At 38.7% G+C, this 20,664-nt stretch carries 18 protein-coding genes and 1 pseudogene; 7 read left to right on the plus strand and 12 right to left on the minus strand.

Annotated features, from left to right (window positions below; genetic code table 11):
• Window positions 1-43: 43 nt before the first annotated feature.
• From hrpA to AC1EU0_RS05820, 4 genes are all read left to right on the plus strand, one after another.
• The gene (gene hrpA, locus AC1EU0_RS05805; protein ID WP_480301132.1) at window positions 44-3,919 is read left to right on the plus strand and encodes an ATP-dependent RNA helicase HrpA; all 3,876 of its coding nucleotides are present in this window, start codon (window positions 44-46) and stop codon (window positions 3,917-3,919) included.
• Between the two features lie 154 nt (window positions 3,920-4,073).
• The gene (locus AC1EU0_RS05810; RefSeq protein WP_480301134.1) at window positions 4,074-5,069 is read left to right on the plus strand and encodes a hypothetical protein; all 996 of its coding nucleotides are present in this window, start codon (window positions 4,074-4,076) and stop codon (window positions 5,067-5,069) included.
• An 86-nt stretch (window positions 5,070-5,155) separates the two neighbouring features.
• On the plus strand, window positions 5,156-6,382 hold the full coding sequence (locus AC1EU0_RS05815) for a nucleoside recognition domain-containing protein (RefSeq protein ID WP_480301135.1): 1,227 nt from the start codon (window positions 5,156-5,158) through the stop codon (window positions 6,380-6,382).
• A gap of 83 nt (window positions 6,383-6,465) precedes the next feature.
• Complete coding sequence (locus tag AC1EU0_RS05820) at window positions 6,466-7,092, plus strand: YidC/Oxa1 family membrane protein insertase (RefSeq protein ID WP_480301137.1); 627 nt, start codon at window positions 6,466-6,468, stop codon at window positions 7,090-7,092.
• Between the two features lie 15 nt (window positions 7,093-7,107).
• Here AC1EU0_RS05820 and AC1EU0_RS05825 read toward each other — a convergent pair whose 3' ends face one another.
• Together AC1EU0_RS05825 and AC1EU0_RS05830 are read right to left on the minus strand one after the other, a co-directional pair.
• Entirely contained in the window at window positions 7,108-7,272 is a 165-nt protein-coding gene (locus tag AC1EU0_RS05825; RefSeq protein WP_480301139.1) for a DUF2897 family protein, read from the minus strand.
• 58 nt (window positions 7,273-7,330) lie between these two features.
• Entirely contained in the window at window positions 7,331-8,638 is a 1,308-nt protein-coding gene (locus AC1EU0_RS05830) for a patatin-like phospholipase family protein (protein ID WP_480301141.1), read from the minus strand.
• Window positions 8,639-8,927: 289 nt separating this feature from the next.
• Between AC1EU0_RS05830 and AC1EU0_RS05835 the strand changes: the two genes are divergently transcribed.
• Window positions 8,928-9,368 (plus strand): hypothetical protein, encoded by a 441-nt coding sequence (locus AC1EU0_RS05835; RefSeq protein ID WP_480301142.1) that lies wholly within the window; start codon window positions 8,928-8,930, stop codon window positions 9,366-9,368.
• Window positions 9,369-9,428: 60 nt separating this feature from the next.
• Here the strand turns inward: AC1EU0_RS05835 and kdsB are convergent, their stop codons facing one another.
• The 9 genes from kdsB to AC1EU0_RS05880 all read right to left on the minus strand — a co-directional run bounded on the left by kdsB (window position 9,429) and on the right by AC1EU0_RS05880 (window position 17,443).
• Window positions 9,429-10,166: a 3-deoxy-manno-octulosonate cytidylyltransferase gene (gene kdsB / locus AC1EU0_RS05840; protein ID WP_480301143.1), complete on the minus strand. Its 738-nt coding sequence runs from the start codon at window positions 10,164-10,166 to the stop codon at window positions 9,429-9,431.
• A 96-nt stretch (window positions 10,167-10,262) separates the two neighbouring features.
• The gene (gene can, locus AC1EU0_RS05845; protein WP_480301145.1) at window positions 10,263-10,877 is read right to left on the minus strand and encodes a carbonate dehydratase; all 615 of its coding nucleotides are present in this window, start codon (window positions 10,875-10,877) and stop codon (window positions 10,263-10,265) included.
• A gap of 73 nt (window positions 10,878-10,950) precedes the next feature.
• Window positions 10,951-11,631 (minus strand): M15 family metallopeptidase, encoded by a 681-nt coding sequence (locus AC1EU0_RS05850; protein WP_480301147.1) that lies wholly within the window; start codon window positions 11,629-11,631, stop codon window positions 10,951-10,953.
• On the minus strand, window positions 11,625-12,755 hold the full coding sequence (gene dapE / locus AC1EU0_RS05855) for a succinyl-diaminopimelate desuccinylase (RefSeq protein WP_480301149.1): 1,131 nt from the start codon (window positions 12,753-12,755) through the stop codon (window positions 11,625-11,627). Before dapE ends, AC1EU0_RS05850 begins: the two co-directional genes overlap by 7 nt.
• Window positions 12,755-13,099, minus strand: a complete 345-nt coding sequence (locus AC1EU0_RS05860) for an ArsC family reductase (protein WP_480301150.1) — start codon at window positions 13,097-13,099, stop codon at window positions 12,755-12,757. Before AC1EU0_RS05860 ends, dapE begins: the two co-directional genes overlap by 1 nt.
• 430 nt (window positions 13,100-13,529) lie before the next feature.
• Window positions 13,530-14,048 carry a PTS glucose transporter subunit IIA gene (crr, locus tag AC1EU0_RS05865; protein ID WP_480301152.1) on the minus strand — a complete coding sequence of 173 codons (519 nt, stop codon included), beginning with the start codon at window positions 14,046-14,048 and terminating at the stop codon, window positions 13,530-13,532.
• Window positions 14,049-14,067: 19 nt separating this feature from the next.
• The gene (ptsP, locus tag AC1EU0_RS05870) at window positions 14,068-15,771 is read right to left on the minus strand and encodes a phosphoenolpyruvate--protein phosphotransferase (protein WP_480301154.1); all 1,704 of its coding nucleotides are present in this window, start codon (window positions 15,769-15,771) and stop codon (window positions 14,068-14,070) included.
• Between the two features lie 27 nt (window positions 15,772-15,798).
• Window positions 15,799-16,056, minus strand: coding sequence for an HPr family phosphocarrier protein (locus AC1EU0_RS05875; RefSeq protein WP_480301156.1), 258 nt, complete (start codon window positions 16,054-16,056; stop codon window positions 15,799-15,801).
• A gap of 55 nt (window positions 16,057-16,111) precedes the next feature.
• Complete coding sequence (locus AC1EU0_RS05880) at window positions 16,112-17,443, minus strand: anti-phage deoxyguanosine triphosphatase (RefSeq protein ID WP_480301158.1); 1,332 nt, start codon at window positions 17,441-17,443, stop codon at window positions 16,112-16,114.
• A 243-nt stretch (window positions 17,444-17,686) separates the two neighbouring features.
• Here AC1EU0_RS05880 and pssA point away from each other — a divergent pair.
• Window positions 17,687-19,009 (plus strand): annotated as a pseudogene (gene pssA / locus AC1EU0_RS05885) (CDP-diacylglycerol--serine O-phosphatidyltransferase); the annotation flags it as partial.
• Between the two features lie 343 nt (window positions 19,010-19,352).
• Window positions 19,353-20,114 carry a tRNA-uridine aminocarboxypropyltransferase gene (locus tag AC1EU0_RS05890; RefSeq protein ID WP_480301557.1) on the plus strand — a complete coding sequence of 254 codons (762 nt, stop codon included), beginning with the start codon at window positions 19,353-19,355 and terminating at the stop codon, window positions 20,112-20,114.
• A gap of 1 nt (window position 20,115) precedes the next feature.
• On the opposite strand, the gene AC1EU0_RS05895 is transcribed toward AC1EU0_RS05890, so the two are convergent.
• Window positions 20,116-20,427 carry a hypothetical protein gene (locus tag AC1EU0_RS05895; RefSeq protein WP_480301558.1) on the minus strand — a complete coding sequence of 104 codons (312 nt, stop codon included), beginning with the start codon at window positions 20,425-20,427 and terminating at the stop codon, window positions 20,116-20,118.
• Window positions 20,428-20,664: the final 237 nt, after the last annotated feature.

The raw sequence follows: 20,664 nt of genomic DNA on the forward strand, positions 1-20,664 counted from the left end.
CTGATACGATCGTACGCTTTGTTTTTAGATGTAGGCTTATAAAGTGACTTCGACGGTTAACCCTCTTTCCCATGCGTTTTTGAATCAAGGATTTCTTCAAGATACGGCCAAAATCCGTCGGCGCCTTTTCCGTTTAAATAAACAGCCTAACTCATCTGAAAAAGACCAAGAATTAGAGGCGTTAAAACAAAAAGCATTAGAGGCTAAAGAAAAGGCAGAATTTCGTTATCAACAGCGACCAAAGGTAACCTATCCTGAAGCGCTTCCTGTTTCACAAAAGAAAGATGACATTGCTAAAGCCATTGCAGAAAACCAAGTGGTGATTGTTGCGGGCGAGACGGGTTCAGGTAAAACGACACAGCTGCCAAAGATTTGTTTAGAACTTGGCTTAGGAAGCCGAGGCTTGATTGGTCATACTCAACCAAGGCGTCTAGCCGCACGTTCTGTCGCTACTCGTATTGCAGAAGAAATCAATTCTCCGTTAGGTGAAACCGTTGGTTTTAAGGTCCGTTTTGCGGATGCCATTAAAGACACGAGTTACATCAAATTAATGACAGACGGTATTCTATTGGCTGAATTATCTTCAGATCGTTACTTGAGTCAATACGATGCTTTGATCATCGATGAAGCTCATGAGCGTAGCTTGAACATCGACTTCATTTTAGGGTATCTGAAAGAAATCCTTAAAAAGCGTAAAGATCTAAAAGTCATTATTACCTCAGCAACCATTGATGTTGATCGCTTCTCAAAGCACTTTAGCAATGCCCCTGTAATTGAAGTGTCTGGGAGAACCTTCCCTGTAGAAACCCGATATCGACCTCTAGTGAGAGAAGAGGGGCAGTCACTTGATCTTATTGAAGGTATCTTCTCAGCGGTAGAAGAGTTAATGGACGAAGGTCTCGGTGATATTCTAATCTTCATGAATGGCGAGCGCGAAATTCGTGATACTGCTGAGCAGCTCAATAAACAAAATTATCGCGATACTGAAATTCTACCGCTCTATGCAAGATTATCCTATGGTGAGCAATCCAAAGTATTTAAGTCTCATGTTGGTAGACGAATTGTATTGGCTACCAACGTAGCTGAAACGTCTTTGACTGTTCCGGGTATTCGATACGTGATTGATCCGGGTACAGCGCGGATTAGTCGCTATAGCTATCGTACTAAAGTACAACGATTACCGATCGAACCAGTGTCACAAGCCAGTGCTAATCAGCGACAAGGTCGCTGTGGTCGTGTGGGTCCAGGTATTTGTATTCGTCTATACGATGAAGACGATTTTTTAAGTCGTCCTGAGTTTACCGATCCAGAAATCCTAAGAACCAATTTGGCATCAGTTATTTTGAAAATGCTAGCGATTGGCTTGGGTGATATTGAAGGGTTCCCATTCATTCAACCGCCTGAATCTCGCCATATCAAAGACGGCTTCTTATTGCTTGAAGAGTTAACTGCGGTCAATAAAGGTAAAAATGGGTTACAGCTGACGCAACTTGGCCATCAATTAGCGCAAATCCCAGTTGATCCACGTTTAGCAAGAATGGTGATTGAAGCGAATAAACTTGGTTGTTTACAGCAAGTAATGGTCATCGCTGCGGGATTATCAATTCAGGATCCTCGTGAGCGCCCGCTAGAGAAACAACAAGCTGCTGATGAAGCGCATAGTAAGTATAAAGACAAAGATTCAGACTTTGTTGCTTGGTTAAATCTGTGGGAGCATATTCAGTCTCAACAAAAAGAGTTTTCGGCCAGTCAATTTAGAAAGAAGTGTAAACAAGACTTTTTAGCTTACCTGCGTATTCGTGAATGGCAGGATTTGTATTCGCAGTTAAGACAAGCGGTACACGACCTTAAATGGAAGCTAAAAGGTGAAGAGTCTGATTATGACAATATTCATCAGGCTATTTTGTCTGGTTTGTTAAGTCACATTGGTTTTAAAGATAACAACAATGAATACTTAGGTGCTCGAAATCGTAAGTTTTTTGTGTTCCCCGGTTCACCACTCGCCAAAAAAGGCCCTAAGTGGATCATGGCGGCTGAACTCACTGAAACATCGCGTTTGTTCGCGCGAAGCTGCGCCAAAATTAACCCTGAATGGATAGAGCCATTAGCTGGGCATCTCATTAAACGTAATTATAATGAACCGCATTATGAAGCAAAGCAGGGGAGTGTTGTCGCATTTGAAAATCAAGTGCTTTATGGTCTAACTACCGTCCATAAACGCAAAGTACAATACGGAAAAGTTGACCCTGTTGAATCGCGTGAAATTTTTATTCGAAGTGCGCTTGCAGAAGGCGAGCTACGAACCAAAGAACCTTTCTATATTCATAACTGCAAACAATTAGAAGAAGTGGAAACACTTGAGCATAAGTCTCGTCGCAAAGACATTCTCGTTGATGAGCAAGTGCTGGTGGACTTTTATCAAGAACGTTTACCTAATAACATTTACAGTTCAGCCACCTTGTTCAAGTGGTGGAATAAGGCTAAGCGTAATGACCCTAAACTGTTACATTTCGATCCAGAGATGTTATTCAAACGTGATGCCGATCATGTATCGCAATTAGATTTCCCTGATAAATGGCAGCAAGGTAACTTAACGTTACCTATCAGTTATCAATTTAAGCCGGGCAACGATGACGACGGCGTTTCCATTCATATTCCTATTGCTCTATTGAACCAAGTTGAAGATCAAGATTTTGATTGGCTAGTGGCTGGTCTTCGATACGAGAAATGTGTAGCGCTTATCAAGTCACTACCTAAAACATTTCGACGAAACTTTGTGCCGTCACCTGAATACGCAAAAGCCTGTGTAGAGACTATGAAGCCGTTTGAATTACCTTTTATCGAAGCTTTGAGTAAACAGTTGTTACGAATGAGTGGTGTTCGACTCAGTGAAGATGATTTTGATTTTAGTCAACTTGATAAACATTTACTCATTAACTTTAAAGTGGAAGGTGATAAAGGTCAGTTGATCGAGCAAGGTCGTGAGCTGACCGAGTTACAAGCAACGCTTCAAGGTAAAGTTAAGCAAGCTATTCGGAAAGTTGCGGATTCGGGGATCGAGAAAGATAAACTCACAGAGTGGGACTTCGGCGATTTGCCAAAGCAATATCAGCAGCACAAAGGAAGTTTTGAAGTAAAAGCGTTTCCAGCGCTGATTGATAATAAAGATTCAGTTTCTATCAAATTATTTGATAATGAAAATCAAGCAGATATTCAGCAGAGGAGGGGGTTGAGAAGATTACTGCTTTTAAATATCCCTTCTCCTGTGAAACACTTGCAACAAAAGCTGCCAAACAAGGCTAAGCTTTCAATGTACTTTAATCCTTTCGGACAAGTGCAAATATTGATTGACGACATTATTGCCGCTTCAGTTCAACAACTGCTTGATGAAAAGCAGCTAGATGTTCGTAATGCTGATGAGTTTGATAAGGCGCGTGATTGGGTAAGACAAGAGCTTAATGAAACCGCCGAAAAGATAGCGCTTAAAACGGAAGAGATTTTGACGCTTCATCAAAAAATTAAAAAGCGGTTAAAAGGTAAAATAAGTTTAGATATTGCGTTTGCGATGAGTGACATTCAAGCACACTTGGATCGTCTTGTGTTTAAAGGGTTTGTTGAAGTGTCTGGTTGGGAAAAATTACCCGATATCCTTCGTTATCTAAAAGCCATCGAAAATCGCTTGGAAAAACTGCCAATCGACCCAAATCGTGATCGTTTACAAATGCATTCAATCAACAATTGCGAGAAAAGCCTTGAGGCTAAATTGGCGAAATTACCAAAGCTCGCAGCTGTACCTCAAGAGCTAGAAGAAGCTAAGTGGATGATTGAAGAATATCGAGTGTCTTGTTTTGCACAAGTGCTCGGCACTAAGTATCCAATATCTGAAAAGCGAATTATGATACAGCTAGAAAAAGTTTGATATTCAGAATGCCTATAAGCTGTATAGGCAGAATTTATTTTCTGCCTATAAGTTATTGACCAATTTTATTAACAAAGCTTAATAGCTACCGTACGGTTAGGTTATGTGCAAGTGATATCATTAATAAGATGTTTAGGCTTTTTTAAAGATCATCATGACCGTTGAAGTATCACCACAAAACTCCCCCGTACAGATTCAGCCTGCGACAGCTAGTGCAGTACAAGGGTTAATCTTTAATTTTCAACCAATGAGTTATTTGGTCAGTCCATCAACAAGAAATGCATACAGTGCTCACTGTACCAGTTTGGGCAATTGGCATAGGGGAGAACTAATACCTGAGCTTGTAGAAGAGCAAGGCGAACAACAGCAGACCAAGGAATCACTAATTCCAGTAGCTAAAAGACGCAAAGCTAATTTAACAATTAACTGCAGTAAAACAGTTGAGGTCTTTAACCCATTACATCAAATTTCTATTCCTGAAGGGTTACCTGATGGTGTTGAACATCAAATATTTAATTTATGTGAGCTCGTTCCTTTAATTAAAAAGTTATCCTCAATTGATGCTGAGGTTATTATTGGTTTTGATTTGGATGATATGCTGATTCAAGAGGATCTGGTTGATGGTGGATTTAAACTCATTGAATCTAGGTGTGGAGATGAGCTAGAGCAACTCCAAAAACAATTCCCATTTGCAAAATTTTGTATTATCACCCATACCGATAACTCAAGATTAAAGAGTAAGTTAGCGTGCGTAAAAGGCGGATTTCCAATAAAGTCCTTCAGATTAATGCAAGGTAGAGTCTTCTTGGAAAGTGAAAATAAAGGTGAAATGCTCTCAAAATGCCTTAAAGACAACGGCATTAATCCAATAAAATCTAAAATTGTTTTTCTCGATAATGATTCTGAGAACTTGGTAAGTATTAAAGGAGAATTTGGCAGTAGGGCGATCACAGTTCAGTATTTAAAAGGTATTCCTACTATGGTGGATAACCTTGTTAAAAAATATAATGTGCTTGACGTTACTCAGTTGTGGAGTATGTGCGAGTGTAGCGAGCTTGCCAAAACTAGTGAACTATTTGAACATCTAAAAGGGCCTTTTAGACAGTTAAAGGAATACGAAGCTGCTATTAAAGGGCAAAGCAAAAATTAATGGAATAGCTTTCCCAAATATCTTTTTTCAAATACTCTTTAGCTAAGTGTTTTTATTATTTTCATTTTAGCTATCGGAAATTAATCGTGCTTAATCGTATTTGGTGGTATTTCTTTATCATTTCTTTTGTAGTCATTTTAGGAAAAGTGGCTTTTGGAGATACCTCAGTAGTCAGTGATTCAGTCGCTGCATTATTTGAAAGTTCCAAGCTATCTGCTGATATTGCAATTGGTTTAGTTGGCGTGTTGACGCTGTGGATGGGACTAATGCGTGTTGGAGAAAAAGCTGGAATGGTTCGCTTTATTTCAAAATTTACCGAACCATTACTAGCTAAGTTGATGCCAGAAGTGCCCAGAGGTCATCCAGCTTATGGCAGTGTCACCATGAATCTTACGGCTAATGCACTTGGTTTAGATAACGCTGCAACCCCATTAGGGTTAAAAGCCATGCAGGATTTACAGTCCATTAACCCTGTTAAAACGGTTGCTTCTAATGCACAAATTTTGTTTTTAGTGCTAAACACCTCCTCGGTAACCTTAATTCCAGTGACGGTCTTTTTATATCGCGCTCAACAAGGAGCGACTCATCCTGCGGATGTGTTTTTACCTATTTTAATTGCAACAAGTGCATCGACTATAGCTGGGCTTACGGCTGTTTCCATTGCTCAAAGAATTTCATTATTAAATACTGTTGTGCTTGGATATGCAGCGCTGATAATTGGTGGCTTGTTATCCGTTGTGACGTATTTGACAACCCTTAGTGCGACGGCAATAAGCGAGATCTCTACCGTATTAGGTAACGGCATATTACTGTGTTTAATTTTCAGTTTTATTCTTGTTGCTGGCTATCGAAAAGTAGCGGTGTACGATGAATTTATAGAAGGGGCCAAAGAAGGCTTTGGACAAGCGATTCAGCTTATTCCATACATCCTTGCTATGTTGATTGCAATTGGATTATTACGAGCTTCTGGGGCATTGGATGTTGCGTTACAAACTATTGCAACTGTAGTGAATTGGTTAGGCTTTGATACTAGATTTGTTGATGCTCTTCCTACTGCGATAATGAAGCCATTTAGTGGGGGTGGTGCGAGAGCATTGATGCTTGAAACGATGCAGCATGAAGGTGTGGACTCATTTGCTGGGCGTTTGGTTGCAATTATCCAAGGAAGCTCAGAGACCACATTTTATGTGTTAGCGGTTTATTTCGGTTCGGTTGGAATTCGTAATGGTCGCCATGCCATAACTTGTGGTTTGATAGCTGACTTAGCCGGCGCTTTAGCGGCTATAGGTGTATGTTATTGGTTTTATGGCTAATTATTATATCGCCTCATATTGACAGAACTGTTTTAATCCCTTAGCTTATGTTGACATAATATGTCGCAATAAACGGATTTTACATGGATTGGGTATTTCAATTAGTTTTTAATTTTACGGAATCTGAACTTTCACTATCGTCAGGTCTTGCAATAATTGTTTGTACAGTGGTTGTAAGGATTATTTTATTGCCATTGGGTTTGGCCTCACTTAAACAAACTTTTGCTAATAGTCAGAAGATGGCACAAATCAAACCAGAAATTGAGCAACTTAAAGATAAGTATCAAACTGATCCTGTTAAACAATCTCAATGTTTAATGGAGTTGTATAAAGCCAATGGCATTTCTCTGATGAATAAAAGCAATTTACTCAACATGGTTATTCAGGCCGCGGTCGGAATTTTTATGTTTCAAGGGATTAACGGTGCTTTGCTTTCAGGGCGCTTTGCGTGGATCTCAGACATTGCTAAATCAGATATTATATTGAGCGTAGGTATTGCATTCGTTACAGGTTTATCTATGTACTTTATGCCATCTACAGCTCAAAGCGTAAACTATTTGATGATGACAATCATGAGTGTGATTTGTTTAATAAGTCTGCTAAACGTATCTTCAGCTATTGGCTTATATTGGGGAACGACTTCGGTTGTTTCATTACTTCAATCAATGGCTGCAAAGTTTATTTTTAAAAACAAACCTGCAATTGCATAAAATACATACACCAGATTATTCTTCTGGTGTATCCTCAGATTTCTTTTTGGATTTATTCTGCTCAGAATCATTTTTAAATTGGGGCATTTTAAACTTGGCACTGTACCTTAATACGGCCAAATTACTCACAATCACCCCAATTACCAACAAAATAATCAACCAAATTTCAAGTGTGCTCATAATGAATTCTTTTGTTTTGTCTTAAGATAAAGTAACAGAAAAGTTATCATTATTCATTTCATTTGAAATGATACTTTTGATTTACGTATTCTCGCTTGCTTAATAATTTAGTCCCATCCTCAGCAAGGACTTCCGTTTCTCGTACTTTTGCTAAATATTGTTTTGTTTGTTTTGCACCATCATCTGCAAGCTGCTCGAATCGTTGTAATCCGCTTTTAAAATCTTTAAATGAAACATTTACTTTCATAAAGAATAAGCTAACTCTCGGATCGATTAATCCCATACGAGCATCGAAGCGATTTAACCGCATCACTCTTGATGCATTAAAGCCAGTAATTAACGACGTTGCAGCCAGCTTTAGTTCTTCAGAAATTGCATTTAAAGCAGTTTCACCTTGAGGTATTAGCGTTTTTTTAGCGAAAGGGGTTACAACCAGTTTCTTCTCTCCTTTAGCATAAATATGCGGCGTATTGTTGGTTAGGCCACCATCTACAACTTTAACAGAGCTAGATATTTTTACTGGAGGAAGCCACTTGAACTTTGAACTTGGTAGCTCAACAGCAGGCATAAATCCCGGCATACTTGAGCTAGCTATAGCTGCAGTAATTATTGGTACTTGTGGTGTATTATCAGCTGAAAATTCTATTTCGTATTTACCGTTGAGACTCGCAATAATCGTTAGTGTAGTAAGTTTATTGGGCAGTATTTCAGCGCCACTAGCTTTTGTGCTGGCATCAACAAGTAATTGATGTTGTCTAAAGGTTAGGTTGGCTAAACAGGCTGTTCCGTTAGTTCCATCAAAGACATTCCCGTGTTCGTCTATCAGTGGTTCATGGTTTTGCTGTAAATATTCAGATATGTGTTTAAGGTATGGCCCAAAGGCATGAGTAGCGATACAGGTTAACTGCTTTTTCATGACTTCAGCATCAAACTTTGCGCCAGAGGTTGCCATCCATTGATGGATAATATGCACAGGAAGACCTAGTGAAAGCGCAAATAAAACAATGCCGCCAACACTTGTACCAACCATGTGCTGTATCGATTTTAAGCCGCAATTTGATTGAAGTGCATTAAGTAACCCTGCAAAGCCAGCTGCTTTTGCGCCTGCACCACTTAATACTAAGCTATCAAAATCTAATTTGTACTTAGAGATCGATGTTGGGTTATGTGGCTCATTGCTTTCCGTAAGCGCAGGCTTTGTAAGTTCAAAATATTTTGCACTCTGGAAGCAAGACCGTTTAGGAGCTAAACCGCTAATTTTGTATACGTGGCGGTTAACACAGTAAGTTGTGTCAGTGATTGATAGCGTTGCTCTTGCTAAAGGTTGAAATGCAGTTCTAGCTAAGGCGGGTGGTGTAAGAGCCATAATGATAACCTTTTAGAAGCAAAGGGTTACATTAAACGTTGTAATCTCTAAAATTTAAATAGGCCAATAGTTCTTAGGTTAGATTTATTTAAAATACTAGATAGCTACTAGCTATATACTGAAAAAATATAACAATTACAGCTTGTTAGTTAGTTCGCTGATAACTCATATTTTTTGCTTATTTTTTAGTCTGATGTCATTATCTGATGTGTATTTTAGTTATCTGAAAAGTCAATGAAACTAGGAGAGTCAAACAGGACGTGTAATTTTTATTAATGAGAGACTAGCTATGAAAAACATCACTAAGCTAAGCCTACTTGCTTTAGCTTTTTCTCCATCTTTAGTTTTTGCTGCAACGATTTCTGCGGTTAAACTTATACCAAGCCAACCATCTTCCTCTTTTATCAAAAGTCAGTCAGGCCAAGAAAATAACTATACCCTTAAAGCTAACGAAAATGGAGCAAGTTATTGCAATACCACTTTTCCAGACGCCAAACTCTGTGTTCCATTTGATAATGAAAGTTCAAGTTTGTTAACTGTTTCTATGCCCAAATATGACATTGATAAAGATGCGTTTAAGTCCAACGAAAAAGGGGCTTTAATAAGACCAAAAACAAGTTGGTTTATCAAAATGGAGGTAAAGAAGAATGGAAAGAGCATTTTCAATGGTAGAGTTAAAAATAAAGTTGGACTAACCTGTAATGACTCAGGGTGCCAGGCTTGGAACTAATAAACAAAACAAATAGTCAAGTAAGGTCGCCAGTTAATGGCAACCTTACTTTTATACATACTAGCTTACGGCTAGTCTGATTTCACACTTCCTGACATCTTCAGGCGTATCAACTTCTTGTGAATTAAAAGCACTGATGGCGATTTTTATTTTATGGCCATGCTCAAGGGCACGTAACTGTTCAAGTTTCTCCAATTGTTCCAAATTACCATGTGGTAGCGTGGCAAACTCTTGAATAAAGCGACTGGTATAAGCGTACATACCAATGTGTTTATATACAGGGTAATCTTGGGTATCACGACCAAATGGAATGCGTGAACGAGAGAAATACAAAGCATGATGTTGATTATCAAATACAACTTTGACTTGCATTGGATCATCAATGTCTTTTTCATTAGTGATTTGGTAGGCGAGAGTGGCCATTTCAAATTCACTTGGGTGCTTTTTGAATAGTGCAATTAATTGCTCTATTGATATTGGATCAACCAATGGTTGATCACCTTGTAAATTAATGATGATTTCATCATCTGGTAATCCTAGTTTTGCAATCGCTTCGTTAATTCGGTCAGTACCCGTTGCAGCATCTGGATTGGTCATAACGACCTTACCACCAAAACCCTCAACCACAGTCTGAATACGTTCGTCGTCGGTTGCGACAACAATATTGGCTAAGCCTTTAGCTAAGGAGGCACGCTCATATACATGTTGGATCATTGGCTTGCCAGCAATAGTGGCAAGTGGCTTTCCGGGAAAGCGGGTTGAGCCATAACGAGCTGGTATAATTAGGGTAAAATTCATGACTTAGCCTTAAAACAAAAAATCTGCTTCAATAATAACATTGGAAGCAGATTGATTCTTTTCATTTTTTATTTGGAATTTTAGATTGCTTTAAAATTATGCAAACCCAGCCATCTTTCTATCTATAGTGACATCTAAGTCATTGAGTAAGCCATTATCAATTCCATATATCCAGCCATGAACGGCAACATCTTGTCCATTTTTCCACGCGTGTTGAACGATGGTAGAGCTTGCAACATTAGCCACTTGTTCGATGACATTTAATTCGCACATACGGTTGAATTTAGCATCTTCGTCTAAATCAACCAGTTCGTCTTCATGTTTACGATAGACATTGCGAATTTGATCTAACCAGTGATCAATGAGCCCAAAACGATCTTCGTTTTGCATAGAGGCTTTCACACCGCCGCAACCATAATGACCGACAACCATTATATGTTTTACTTTTAGTACTTCAACAGCGTATTGAATTACGGCTAGGCAGTTAATGTCAGTATGGATTACTTGGTTAGCAATATTACGGTGTACAAAAACTTCACCTGGCAATACATCAATGATCTGATTCGAAGGTACTCGGCTATCAGCACAGCCAATCCATAAATATTCAGGTGTTTGTTGTTTAGATAGTTTTTCAAAGAAGTTAGGGTCTTCTTTTTTGATTCGTTCTGCCCATTGGCGGTTATTGTCAAAAAGCGGTTTTAATAATTTCATTGGTATATACCGAGTAGTTGAGCAAATTGCTAAGGATTATATCAAGTTATATAGGCTATGTGGTCATGCCAAGTCAAAATGCGATCCTGTATACGTATTTCTCTACTAATTGGTTCAACTGCTTGAGAATATCGTTTTTTAAATGGATATCTGCGGTTGATATGACGGTTTTAAAGTCATTTATATCAAACTGTTCAAGGTAGGTATCCGATATAGGACGATAACTTATATGCCAAGGCTCTGGGCTCACACCACTTTTGCCAAATTGATAAGGATGCTCAAAACCAAAATCCGATGCGTTTTGTATTAGCCACTGATGTAAATCACTACAAGGGCCATGAACAGAGTACTCTTTTGAAATGAGCTGTAACTCTGCTTTGGTAATATGGTTCGCATCAAAGACATCAATATCGGTCCCCCAATGATGACGAGATGCTCCGGGTAGGGCTGACCACTGAAGAATAACTTGCATGAGCTTTTCGTCACTAAGGCTTGAAATATCGATAGGTTTAGAATTGATATCTAAAACTGGACGGAGGCCAGCAGCTTTACTATTCCAAATGTTGAGTTGTTGGTTAAAACCTCGAAACCCTGAACAAATTGAAATATCGATTCCATCCGCTTTTGCTGCTTGTGCCATCTTTTTGTAAGCGGTAGCGGTTTTCCTCTCTACTAATATCCCCTTAATATCGATTAAGTCATGCTGTTGCAGACCATAAATGTAAGGATGACTTACAGAGAGGGTATCTAGCATAGTAGTTGTTCCAAAATCGCTTCGTAGCAATCAGATAACTGCACAAGATCATCAGCTTTTACACATTCATTAACCTTATGAATCGTTGCATTCACAGGACCTAATTCGATAACTTCGGCGCCGGTAGGAGCGATAAAACGTCCATCAGATGTACCACCCGTCGTTAATAATTGTGTATCGCGACCAGTTACTTGTTTAATAGCTAATTGGGTCGCTTTGACTAATTTTCCGCTATCGGTCAAAAAAGGTAACCCATTGAAAACCCAGTTTAAATCATAGTTCAATTGATGCTTTTCAAAAATGGCAACTGTTTGTTCTATTAATTGCTCTGCTGTAACTTCGGTTGAATAACGAAAATTAAACATAACGTCTAGATGACCGGGAATAACATTTGAAGCGCCAGTTCCACCGTTAATATTAGCAATTTGAAAACTGGTTGGCGGGAAGAAATCATTGCCATTATCCCACTTTTGATGACTCAATTCTGCCAGCGCAAACGCGGAAGTATGAACTGGATTTTCGGCAAGATGAGGGTAAGCAACATGGCCTTGAATACCGTGGACCGTTAAATTACCCGTTAAGCTACCGCGGCGACCATTTTTGACCACATCTCCTAATTCTGAAGTAGAAGAGGGTTCGCCAACTAAAGCCCAAGTGATCTTCTCATTACGAGCTTCGAGTGTATCTATTACACGGGTAGTACCATTGATAAACGGCCCTTCTTCATCACTTGTGATGAGAAAAGCAATAGAGCCATTATGGTTTGGATGTTTCGCGATAAATGATTCGGTCGCGGTTATCATTGCTGCAAGCGAGCCTTTCATATCAGCGGCACCACGACCATGAATATAACCATCTATTAATTCAGCTGAAAATGGTGGATGCTTCCATAACGATTCTTTTCCTACTGGAACAACGTCAGTATGACCAGCAAAGCAAAACACAGGCCCTTTTGAGCCACGTCTTGCCCACATATTGGTTGTGTCTTCAAAAATCATGGTTTCTATAGTAAAACCAAGTGCTTTTAAGTGGTCGGCCATCATTTTCTGACAGCCTTCATCTAGCGGCGTTATTGAGGGACGGCGAATTAATTCTTGGGTTAGCTTAATAACAGGGTGCTGCATTATTTGAATAACTCTTGATATGTTTCAGCCTTAAACCCTAATGTTACATTATCGGATGTTTGCAAAACTGGACGTTTTATCAGTGTCGGGTGTTGCAACATTAAGCTAATGGCTTTTTCTTCATCTATATCTTTCTTATCACTTTCATTCAAACTTCTAAAACTGGTGCTTCGTTTATTAAAAATGGCTTCCCAACCCTGCGCTGATACCCAATGCTTTATATGTTCTTCAGTTATGCCGTCTGCTCTAAAATCATGAAAAGTATGAGCAATCTCGTTAGCCTCTAGCCATTTACGCGCCTTACGGACGGTATCACAATTTTTAATGCCGAATATTGTTGTCATTGTGCTTTATTATCTCTCTGATTTAGTAGGGCCTGATGATCTTTCGAGCTTATTTTTGCAGCGATAAATTGGTTGTCTTATGCAAGGCAGAGTTTGTGAGTTGTGGTTGCCCCACATAAATAAACGATAACGCAGCAAAAGTGACCAATTTACGCTGTCTTCGATGCTTTTGAGCACTTCCTGTTCTGTGTTGTGACTTGCTTACTTAGATGACTAAGCTTCGCTGCTCACGCCTTGAACAGAAAAGTGCTCAAATAGCACAAAACTTAACCCTGAAAGATCATCAGGCCCTAGTTTATTAATACATTTTAGATAAGCCATCAAATAGATAGCAAATCGCATATAAAGTTTAAATATACTACATGAGAGTTTAGAAAATCTGAATGCTTGATTTACAAGCATTCAGTTATAGAGAGAGGGCGGTTTATTATTAAACTGAATTAAGAGTTACCGAAAATAAAACATCTTGGTTGGCTGATACTGAACCTTGATGTTTTATTACACTCTGTATGTTATCCATATTTGCAATAACTACAGGTGTAATGATACTGGTCACTTGCTCATGAATGTAGTTTAAATCAAATTTCAGGATAGGATCTCCAGCGTTTACTTTTGCACCTTGCTCAACGACGCGTGAAAAGCCCGTACCTTGAAGCTCGACGGTGCCTATACCAAAGTGGACGAAGAGCTCGATCCCTTCGTCTGATACGATAGAAAAAGCATGGTTGGTTTCAAATATTTTCCCAATTGTACCATCCATTGGTGCATATATAGTGTCTCCCTTTGGTTTGATGGCAAGACCATCGCCCACAATTTTTTCAGCAAATATGATATCTGGTACATCTTCTATAGATACAATCTCACCTGATAAAGGTGAGAATATGTCGATCGTTTCTACATGCTGGGGTGTTTTTTCCAGCCATTGTTTACATTGGTTTATGATGCCCATATTTCCCTCAAATTACAGATCAACTGTATGCATTAATTAACTGCTGAAGTGGTTTAATTCGAGTCTGTTTCAAGGCTTCAGCAGCAAGCTCTTGAAATTGAGTATAGTCACCAGAGCAGATTGTGGACTTTATCTCTAAAAATGTATCAAGATTGACACTTAGCTTGTCTAAACCAAGGCCTATGAGTAATGGTACGGCTTTGGGGTCACTTGCTAATTCACCACAAAGTGAGACACTAACATCGTTTTGTTTAGCTTGAGTAACGACTAGATCAATAGTTTTTACGATTGCAGGAGACAGAGAGGGAAAAATTTTTGCCAATTTTGGGTTACTGCGGTCAGCGGCCATACTGTACTGGGTTAAATCATTAGTGCCAATGCTAATGAAATCTAACTCAGGTAACATACTCGTTAGATTGAATACTGCTGCGGGGGTTTCTACCATGATCCCAAACTCAAGGTCACCGTATCCTATATCTTGATTTATCAATTCTTGCTTGCATTCCTCTATAACTGATTTAATCATATCGATTTCTTCAACCTGATTAACCATAGGAAACATAATTTTGATGTGGCCATGATTGGCTGCACGTAAAGCCGCTTTTAGTTGGGGTTTTAAGTACTGAGGATGAGCCAATGAATACCGACAACCACGCATCCCTAGCGCTGGGTTTTCTTCTAATTCAAGGTCGGCAAAAGGTAAAGGTTTATCGGCGCCAACGTCTAATGTTCGAATGGTCAGTGGCAATCCGTTTAAACTGTGTAAAGCATCACAGAATGTTTGATACTGCTTTTGTTCAGAGGGATATTCTTTGGCGTCCATTAACATGAATTCAGTTCTGAATAAGCCAACACCTTGTGCACCGATCTCTGAAGACCGTGTTATGTCGTTGAGGTTTGCAACATTTACCCATAATGAAATGGCAAGGCCATCTTGTGTTTTAGCCTCTTGGTCTTTAATGGCTAACAGAGCGTCAACACGCTTTGCATCCTTTTTCTGCTTTTCCTTGAGGGCTTCTACCAGTTGAGTCTCAGGTCGGTGGTGTAACTTACCGTCGATAGCATCTAAAGCAACGGGCTGACCATTGTGAATGTTCAATTGTCGATATTGGCAGTCTAACAATGCAGGAATACCCGCTGCACGTGCTAAAATTGCGGTATGACTTGTAACACCGCCTGTTTCTAGTACTATCCCATTAATATATTCATGTGGTAATAATGCAAATTCTGCAGGAGTTATGTCATGTGCAAATATAATGGATTCTTGTGAAAGGTGCTCCAAGTTCCAACTTAAAGTGCCGTTTATTGAAGCAATTAATCTAGAAGCCAAGTGGCGAATATCTTGCCCACGACTGGCGATCATTGGATCTTCAACGCACTCTATTTCGTAGGCATGTGTTTCAAAGGTTCTTTGAACTGCAAGCGATGCTGAATAGCGTTTAGCTTCGATACAGTTAAGCATTTGATTTAGCAACTCATCATCATCAAGTAATAGAATATCAGATTCGATGAGTTGATAATTTTCAGTATCAGGTGTGAGTTGATCTAAACTACTTGTTAATAACTGGATAAGGCGTTGAACAGCTGATTTTAACCTCTCTTGTTCTCGCTCAACTTCATGCTTGCGGAGCAAGTGTAAATCAACGTTATGATCTTGTTCAATGATATGCACAGCTTGCCCAAAAGCAAGGCCTGTGGACCCAATAATTCCAGTTAATGACATAGTGATTCTTTGTTGAGTTCAGGTTAGTTAACTTAAGGTTTCGAGCAGTGTAGAGACGCTTTCAACAGCTTCTTGTGCATGTTCTCCTGCAGCAGAGACTTTAACTTCAATCCCTTGGTATAAGCCTAATGTTTGTAATTTGAATAAGCTTTTAGCACTGGCTTGCTTGCCATTACACTCTACTACAACATCACAATTAAACGTCTTAGCTGTTTTCACTAATAAAGCAGCGGGGCGAGTATGAATTCCATGTTTGGCACGAATGGTAATTGATTTTTGATACATTATACGGCTCTAGTAATGCTTAAATTCTACAACCGTATTATCTTACATTGATTGTCTATTGGGAACTTAAATCGATCAAACTATTGGTTTTTGGACTGAATAACTGTTGATATAAGCGCCCAGCAAAATCATCGGTCATACCAGATATATAGTCACATAAGATACGGTTTCCATTTCCAAATTCGTGCATATGCTTTAACCATCGCTCTTGTGTGTTGTAGGGGAGTAGTCGCTCTGGATCAGACTCTAGTGCCTCAAATAACTCCATAACGATTTGTTGTCCTTTAAATTCAATCATTTGGATCTCTGGTCTTCTGATCACCATTTTATAAACGAATCGTTTTAATATATCGAGTAGTAATGAAAAGTCAGGTTGAAGCTTGGCATTATAGCTAAGCAGTGGGCTATCAAAATGAGCATCATGATCGAGATAAATTGCAGTAACTAAGCTATTAACCAAAGTACCGATGGCGTCTTTTCTGATGTGATGTTCAGAGCTAAAGAGCTTTTCTTTAAGGTTAACAATTTCTTGATTAATCCAGTCATTATCAATTTCAATAAGTTGAAATTCAACAAGATGTTGCCATTGCTCTTTGCTGACAATTCCCATCACAATTGCATCTTCAAGATCATGGACTGCATAGGCGATATCATCGGCTAACTCCATAATTGAGCAATCGAGAGATTTATAAACACTCCGTTTATGATGATATAAGTTAGTGGTTTTATGAGTTAAAAAGCGTGTTTTATCATTATCAGATAGTGGCTCTAAAACCCAATTAAGAATATCAAGATCTTCTTGATAAATCCCTTTAACAACAGGCCATTGATCTGGTTTTAATTGACGATAGTTTTGCACTTTTTCTAATTCATATGGGTTGTGCAATTCTTCATAAGGAACTGGATATTTTAAAACACCTAGCAAAGTGCGACGTGTTAAATTCATTCCCCAGTGGGCTGTATAGGGTTCTAGGCGTGCTAAAATGCGAAATGTTTGACCATTTCCCTCAAAGCCACCGTAATCACGCATCATATAATTTAATGCTGTTTCACCACCATGACCAAAGGGAGGGTGGCCAATATCATGTGCTAAGCATAAGCTTTCGATCAGGCTGTTAGAACTTAATAACTCTCTATGTTTAGAGTGTTTTTGTTTGAGTTGCGCTAAAATTCCAGTCCCGATTTGGGCGACTTCTAAGGAATGGGTGAGGCGGGTGCGATAAAAATCATTCATTCCCACACCTAAAACTTGTGTTTTTGCTTGTAAGCGACGAAAAGCAGCTGAATGTAATATTCTAGCTCTATCTCGTTGAAAAGGGCTACGGTGGTCATCGCGTCTATTTTTTGATTCTGTAGACTGTCTTAGCTGCCACAAATTTTGGGTCATCGTTTTTCCTCATCCAATGGAAAAAATAGATTAAGTTTTACTTTAGCAAGTTCAGTCTAAAAATAAACAAGTTGCACTTTAATTTATGATATTGAGCAAAATTACATCGCTCTAACATGCTAGCTTCTTAAAAATGAACAAATAACTTGCTCAATAGAGTACAAATCGGTAGTTTTTAGCACCTATATGTTTATGGTCGCATGATGCCCCTATCTTCTTCATCATCGGCTCTTAGCTCAGGATAAGGAGAATACCTTGTTAAGCCAGTTGAGTGGCATACCTATAGCGGCTGATTCAATGTCGTGGTTGCTTACAGCAGAAAAGTTTCGAGTAGAATTACTTAATCGTATTAAAAACGCACAACAGAGTATTTATATCTCAGCGTTATACCTTGAAGACGATGAAGCTGGTCGTGAAATTATTGATGCATTACTGGCAGCCAAACTGTCCAAGCCCGATCTCGACATTAAAGTATTTGTGGATTTTCATCGTGCACGCCGTGGGTTGATTGGTCATAAAGGTGATAGCGGTAATTACTTTATGTACCGTGAGCGTTTGTCAAAAGCTAAGCACCCAATTGAAATCTACGGTGTTCCCGTTAAGTCTAAAGAAATCCTTGGAGTACTGCATTTAAAAGGCTTTGTAATCGATGACTCTATCATTTTTAGTGGTGCTAGCTTAAATAATATCTATTTGCACCATGCGGATAAATACCGTTTTGACCGTTATCATGTTATCGAGTCTGAGTATGGCGCACGGACTATGAAGAACTTCATGAAAAGTTTATTAGAAGAGCCTGCCGTTGTGTCACTTGCTCAAACCCATGAGCCTGAAGTTCTACCTACTAAAGCACAAATAAAAAAATTAAAGAGCCGCCTTTCGAGAAGCCATTATGAATTTGAGGGGATTCTTTCAGGTTTAAGAATTACACCTTTAGTCGGTTTAGGTAAACGTAAAAATGCGCTCAATAAAGCCGCAATTGCGGTGGTTAAAGAGTCAACAGAATCTTTGTTTATTTGTACTCCTTATTTTAATCCACCTTATTCGTTGAGCCGTGCTTTGACTAAGCACCTTAAGCAGGGAAAAAAATTAGAGATTGTGGTCGGTGATAAAACCGCTAATGACTTTTTTATTCCACCTGAAGAAAAGTTTTCTACGATTGGCGCGGTACCGTACATCTATGAGCAAGCATTGTTAAGGTTTATGAAGCGGCACCAATGGGCTGTAGATAGTGAATTATTGAAAGTACATTTATGGAAACATGAGCATCATAGTTTTCATTTGAAAGGGATCAGTAGTGATAACAAGTACCACTTACTAACAGGTTCAAATCTAAACCCTAGGGCTTGGTCGTTAGATCTCGAAAATGGCATATTGGTGCATGACGTTGATCAGGAGTTAGTAGAAGGTTTTGTAAAAGAGCGTGAGCATATTTTGCAAAACACCAAACTGGTATCTCATTTTACGGATATTGATACCATGCAAAACTATCCTGAAGAAGTGAAAAAAATCTTAACCAGAATTAAACGTTTACGAGCCGATTTTATTCTTCGCCGTATTATGTAATTGTGTGTGAGATTACAACTTCTCATCACTAGAAATTAAGCACTCGTTTTTTACGAGTGTTTTTTAGCTCTAGGGCGTGTTGTTCTTTCAGGATTGAATTTTGTGCTATTTGAGCGCTTTTCTGTTCAAGGCGTGAGCAGTGAAGCTTAGCCATCTAAGTAAGCTGCTCACAACAAAGAACAGGAAGTGCTCAAAAGCATCGAAGACAGCGTAAATTGGTCACTTCTGCTGCGTTATCGTTTGTTTATGTGGGGAAACCACACTTCACAAACTCTGCCTTGAATAAGATAACCAATTTATCGCTGCAAAAATAAACATGAAAGATCAACACGCCCTTAAGAAAATGAATATATTCAAGCATCGAATTCACAGTCTGTATGACTACAGAAAATCTTTATCCTCTACAGAGTTTAATGCAAGAGGTAAAAACATCAGCCGTTGTAAGTTATGTTTGCAGGCAAGAACTTGGTGCTTGTGCCCTCATCGCCGTCAATTGAATTCTGATGCTAGTTTTGCATTGATAATGTACGATGATGAAGTACTCAAACCGTCTAATACTGGACGTTTAATCGCAGATTTGTTTCCCGACACTTACGCTTTTCTTTGGTCAAGAAAAGAAGCAGATATAAATCTATTGTCCCTCATAAACGATGAGACCTATCAGCCTATATTAATCTTTCCTGATGAGTATGCTACTGAACAATCAGAAGTTGTGACGAGTGTATCAGCAGGTGGATTAGCAGATAAAAAACCGCTATTTATATTGTTGGATGGCAGCTGGCGAGAAGCGGTAAAGATGTTCCGTAAGAGTCCTTATTTGCATAATATACCTATGCTGTCTTTTAAACCTGAGTTCTTAGCCAGCTACATGATCAGAAAAGGGGTTAGGGATTTCCAGCTTGGTACAGCAGAAGTTGCTGCGTTAGCATTAGAATCTTTTGGTGAGACTCATAATGCTATTGCATTGCAAAAATGGTGTGATGTTTTTAAAGAGTCTGTTTTATTAGGACGAAACAAACGACCATCAAAAGAAATTAAACCATTCACTGATTATTTAACTAAGTTCAATATTGCTCATGAGCAATCCATACTATCAGGATTGTAAATTATGCTTTATTTGCCATAATTTGCAGTACTTCATCGTAGCTTATGTTGTAGTGGCGAGAGAGGTTAATTACTTTTGTTTTAAAAGTTTGAATTCTCTCTTGCTGCAATAATCGATACTCTTCTGTTTCGACCATTTCACTGATAGCTTCTTGAAGGCATTTCATTCTTCTTAAGCTGTAATCAAGAGTCTCAAGATATGCCATCATTTGCTTTTTATTACGAGCGTGAGTTAAGTCCGACGATTGTTTTTGTTCAAGTCCATATGAATCGAGTGCAGATATAGCTTTTTCTAAATCTAGATTCTCATTCATCATAATTCTATTCAAATATAAGTGTTATTGATTTACCAAAGGGTTAATCAAATGAAGTGAAAAGATGCACTAGTCAATACTTTGATATTACATTGTGTGAAGTAAGTTAGCGCCAGTACGGTAAGTATACAATTTTATTTCTTTTCCTCAATAAATAATAAATTCATTCGTAGATAATCTTTGCACTTTTTGTAAAGAAAAAGAATATTCAGCTTTGGAATCAACCAAATTAGCAGT

The organism is Parashewanella sp. 2210YD4-3 (assembly GCF_056591735.1).

Bases quoted from the DNA above. Each gene is read 5' to 3' on its own strand.
- AC1EU0_RS05875 (WP_480301156.1), bottom strand. From the start codon at position 16,056: ATGTATCAAAAATCAATTACCATTCGTGCCAAACATGGAATTCATACT.
- AC1EU0_RS05890 (WP_480301557.1), top strand. From the start codon at position 19,353: ATGAATATATTCAAGCATCGAATTCACAGTCTGTATGACTACAGAAAA.
- AC1EU0_RS05825 (WP_480301139.1), bottom strand. From the start codon at position 7,272: ATGAGCACACTTGAAATTTGGTTGATTATTTTGTTGGTAATTGGGGTG.
- AC1EU0_RS05860 (WP_480301150.1), bottom strand. From the start codon at position 13,099: ATGACAACAATATTCGGCATTAAAAATTGTGATACCGTCCGTAAGGCG.
- AC1EU0_RS05810 (WP_480301134.1), top strand. From the start codon at position 4,074: ATGACCGTTGAAGTATCACCACAAAACTCCCCCGTACAGATTCAGCCT.
- dapE (WP_480301149.1), bottom strand. From the start codon at position 12,755: ATGCAGCACCCTGTTATTAAGCTAACCCAAGAATTAATTCGCCGTCCC.
- can (WP_480301145.1), bottom strand. From the start codon at position 10,877: ATGAAATTATTAAAACCGCTTTTTGACAATAACCGCCAATGGGCAGAA.
- AC1EU0_RS05895 (WP_480301558.1), bottom strand. From the start codon at position 20,427: ATGAATGAGAATCTAGATTTAGAAAAAGCTATATCTGCACTCGATTCA.
- AC1EU0_RS05850 (WP_480301147.1), bottom strand. From the start codon at position 11,631: ATGCTAGATACCCTCTCTGTAAGTCATCCTTACATTTATGGTCTGCAA.
- AC1EU0_RS05880 (WP_480301158.1), bottom strand. From the start codon at position 17,443: ATGACCCAAAATTTGTGGCAGCTAAGACAGTCTACAGAATCAAAAAAT.
- AC1EU0_RS05835 (WP_480301142.1), top strand. From the start codon at position 8,928: ATGAAAAACATCACTAAGCTAAGCCTACTTGCTTTAGCTTTTTCTCCA.
- kdsB (WP_480301143.1), bottom strand. From the start codon at position 10,166: ATGAATTTTACCCTAATTATACCAGCTCGTTATGGCTCAACCCGCTTT.
- AC1EU0_RS05820 (WP_480301137.1), top strand. From the start codon at position 6,466: ATGGATTGGGTATTTCAATTAGTTTTTAATTTTACGGAATCTGAACTT.
- crr (WP_480301152.1), bottom strand. From the start codon at position 14,048: ATGGGCATCATAAACCAATGTAAACAATGGCTGGAAAAAACACCCCAG.
- AC1EU0_RS05830 (WP_480301141.1), bottom strand. From the start codon at position 8,638: ATGGCTCTTACACCACCCGCCTTAGCTAGAACTGCATTTCAACCTTTA.
- ptsP (WP_480301154.1), bottom strand. From the start codon at position 15,771: ATGTCATTAACTGGAATTATTGGGTCCACAGGCCTTGCTTTTGGGCAA.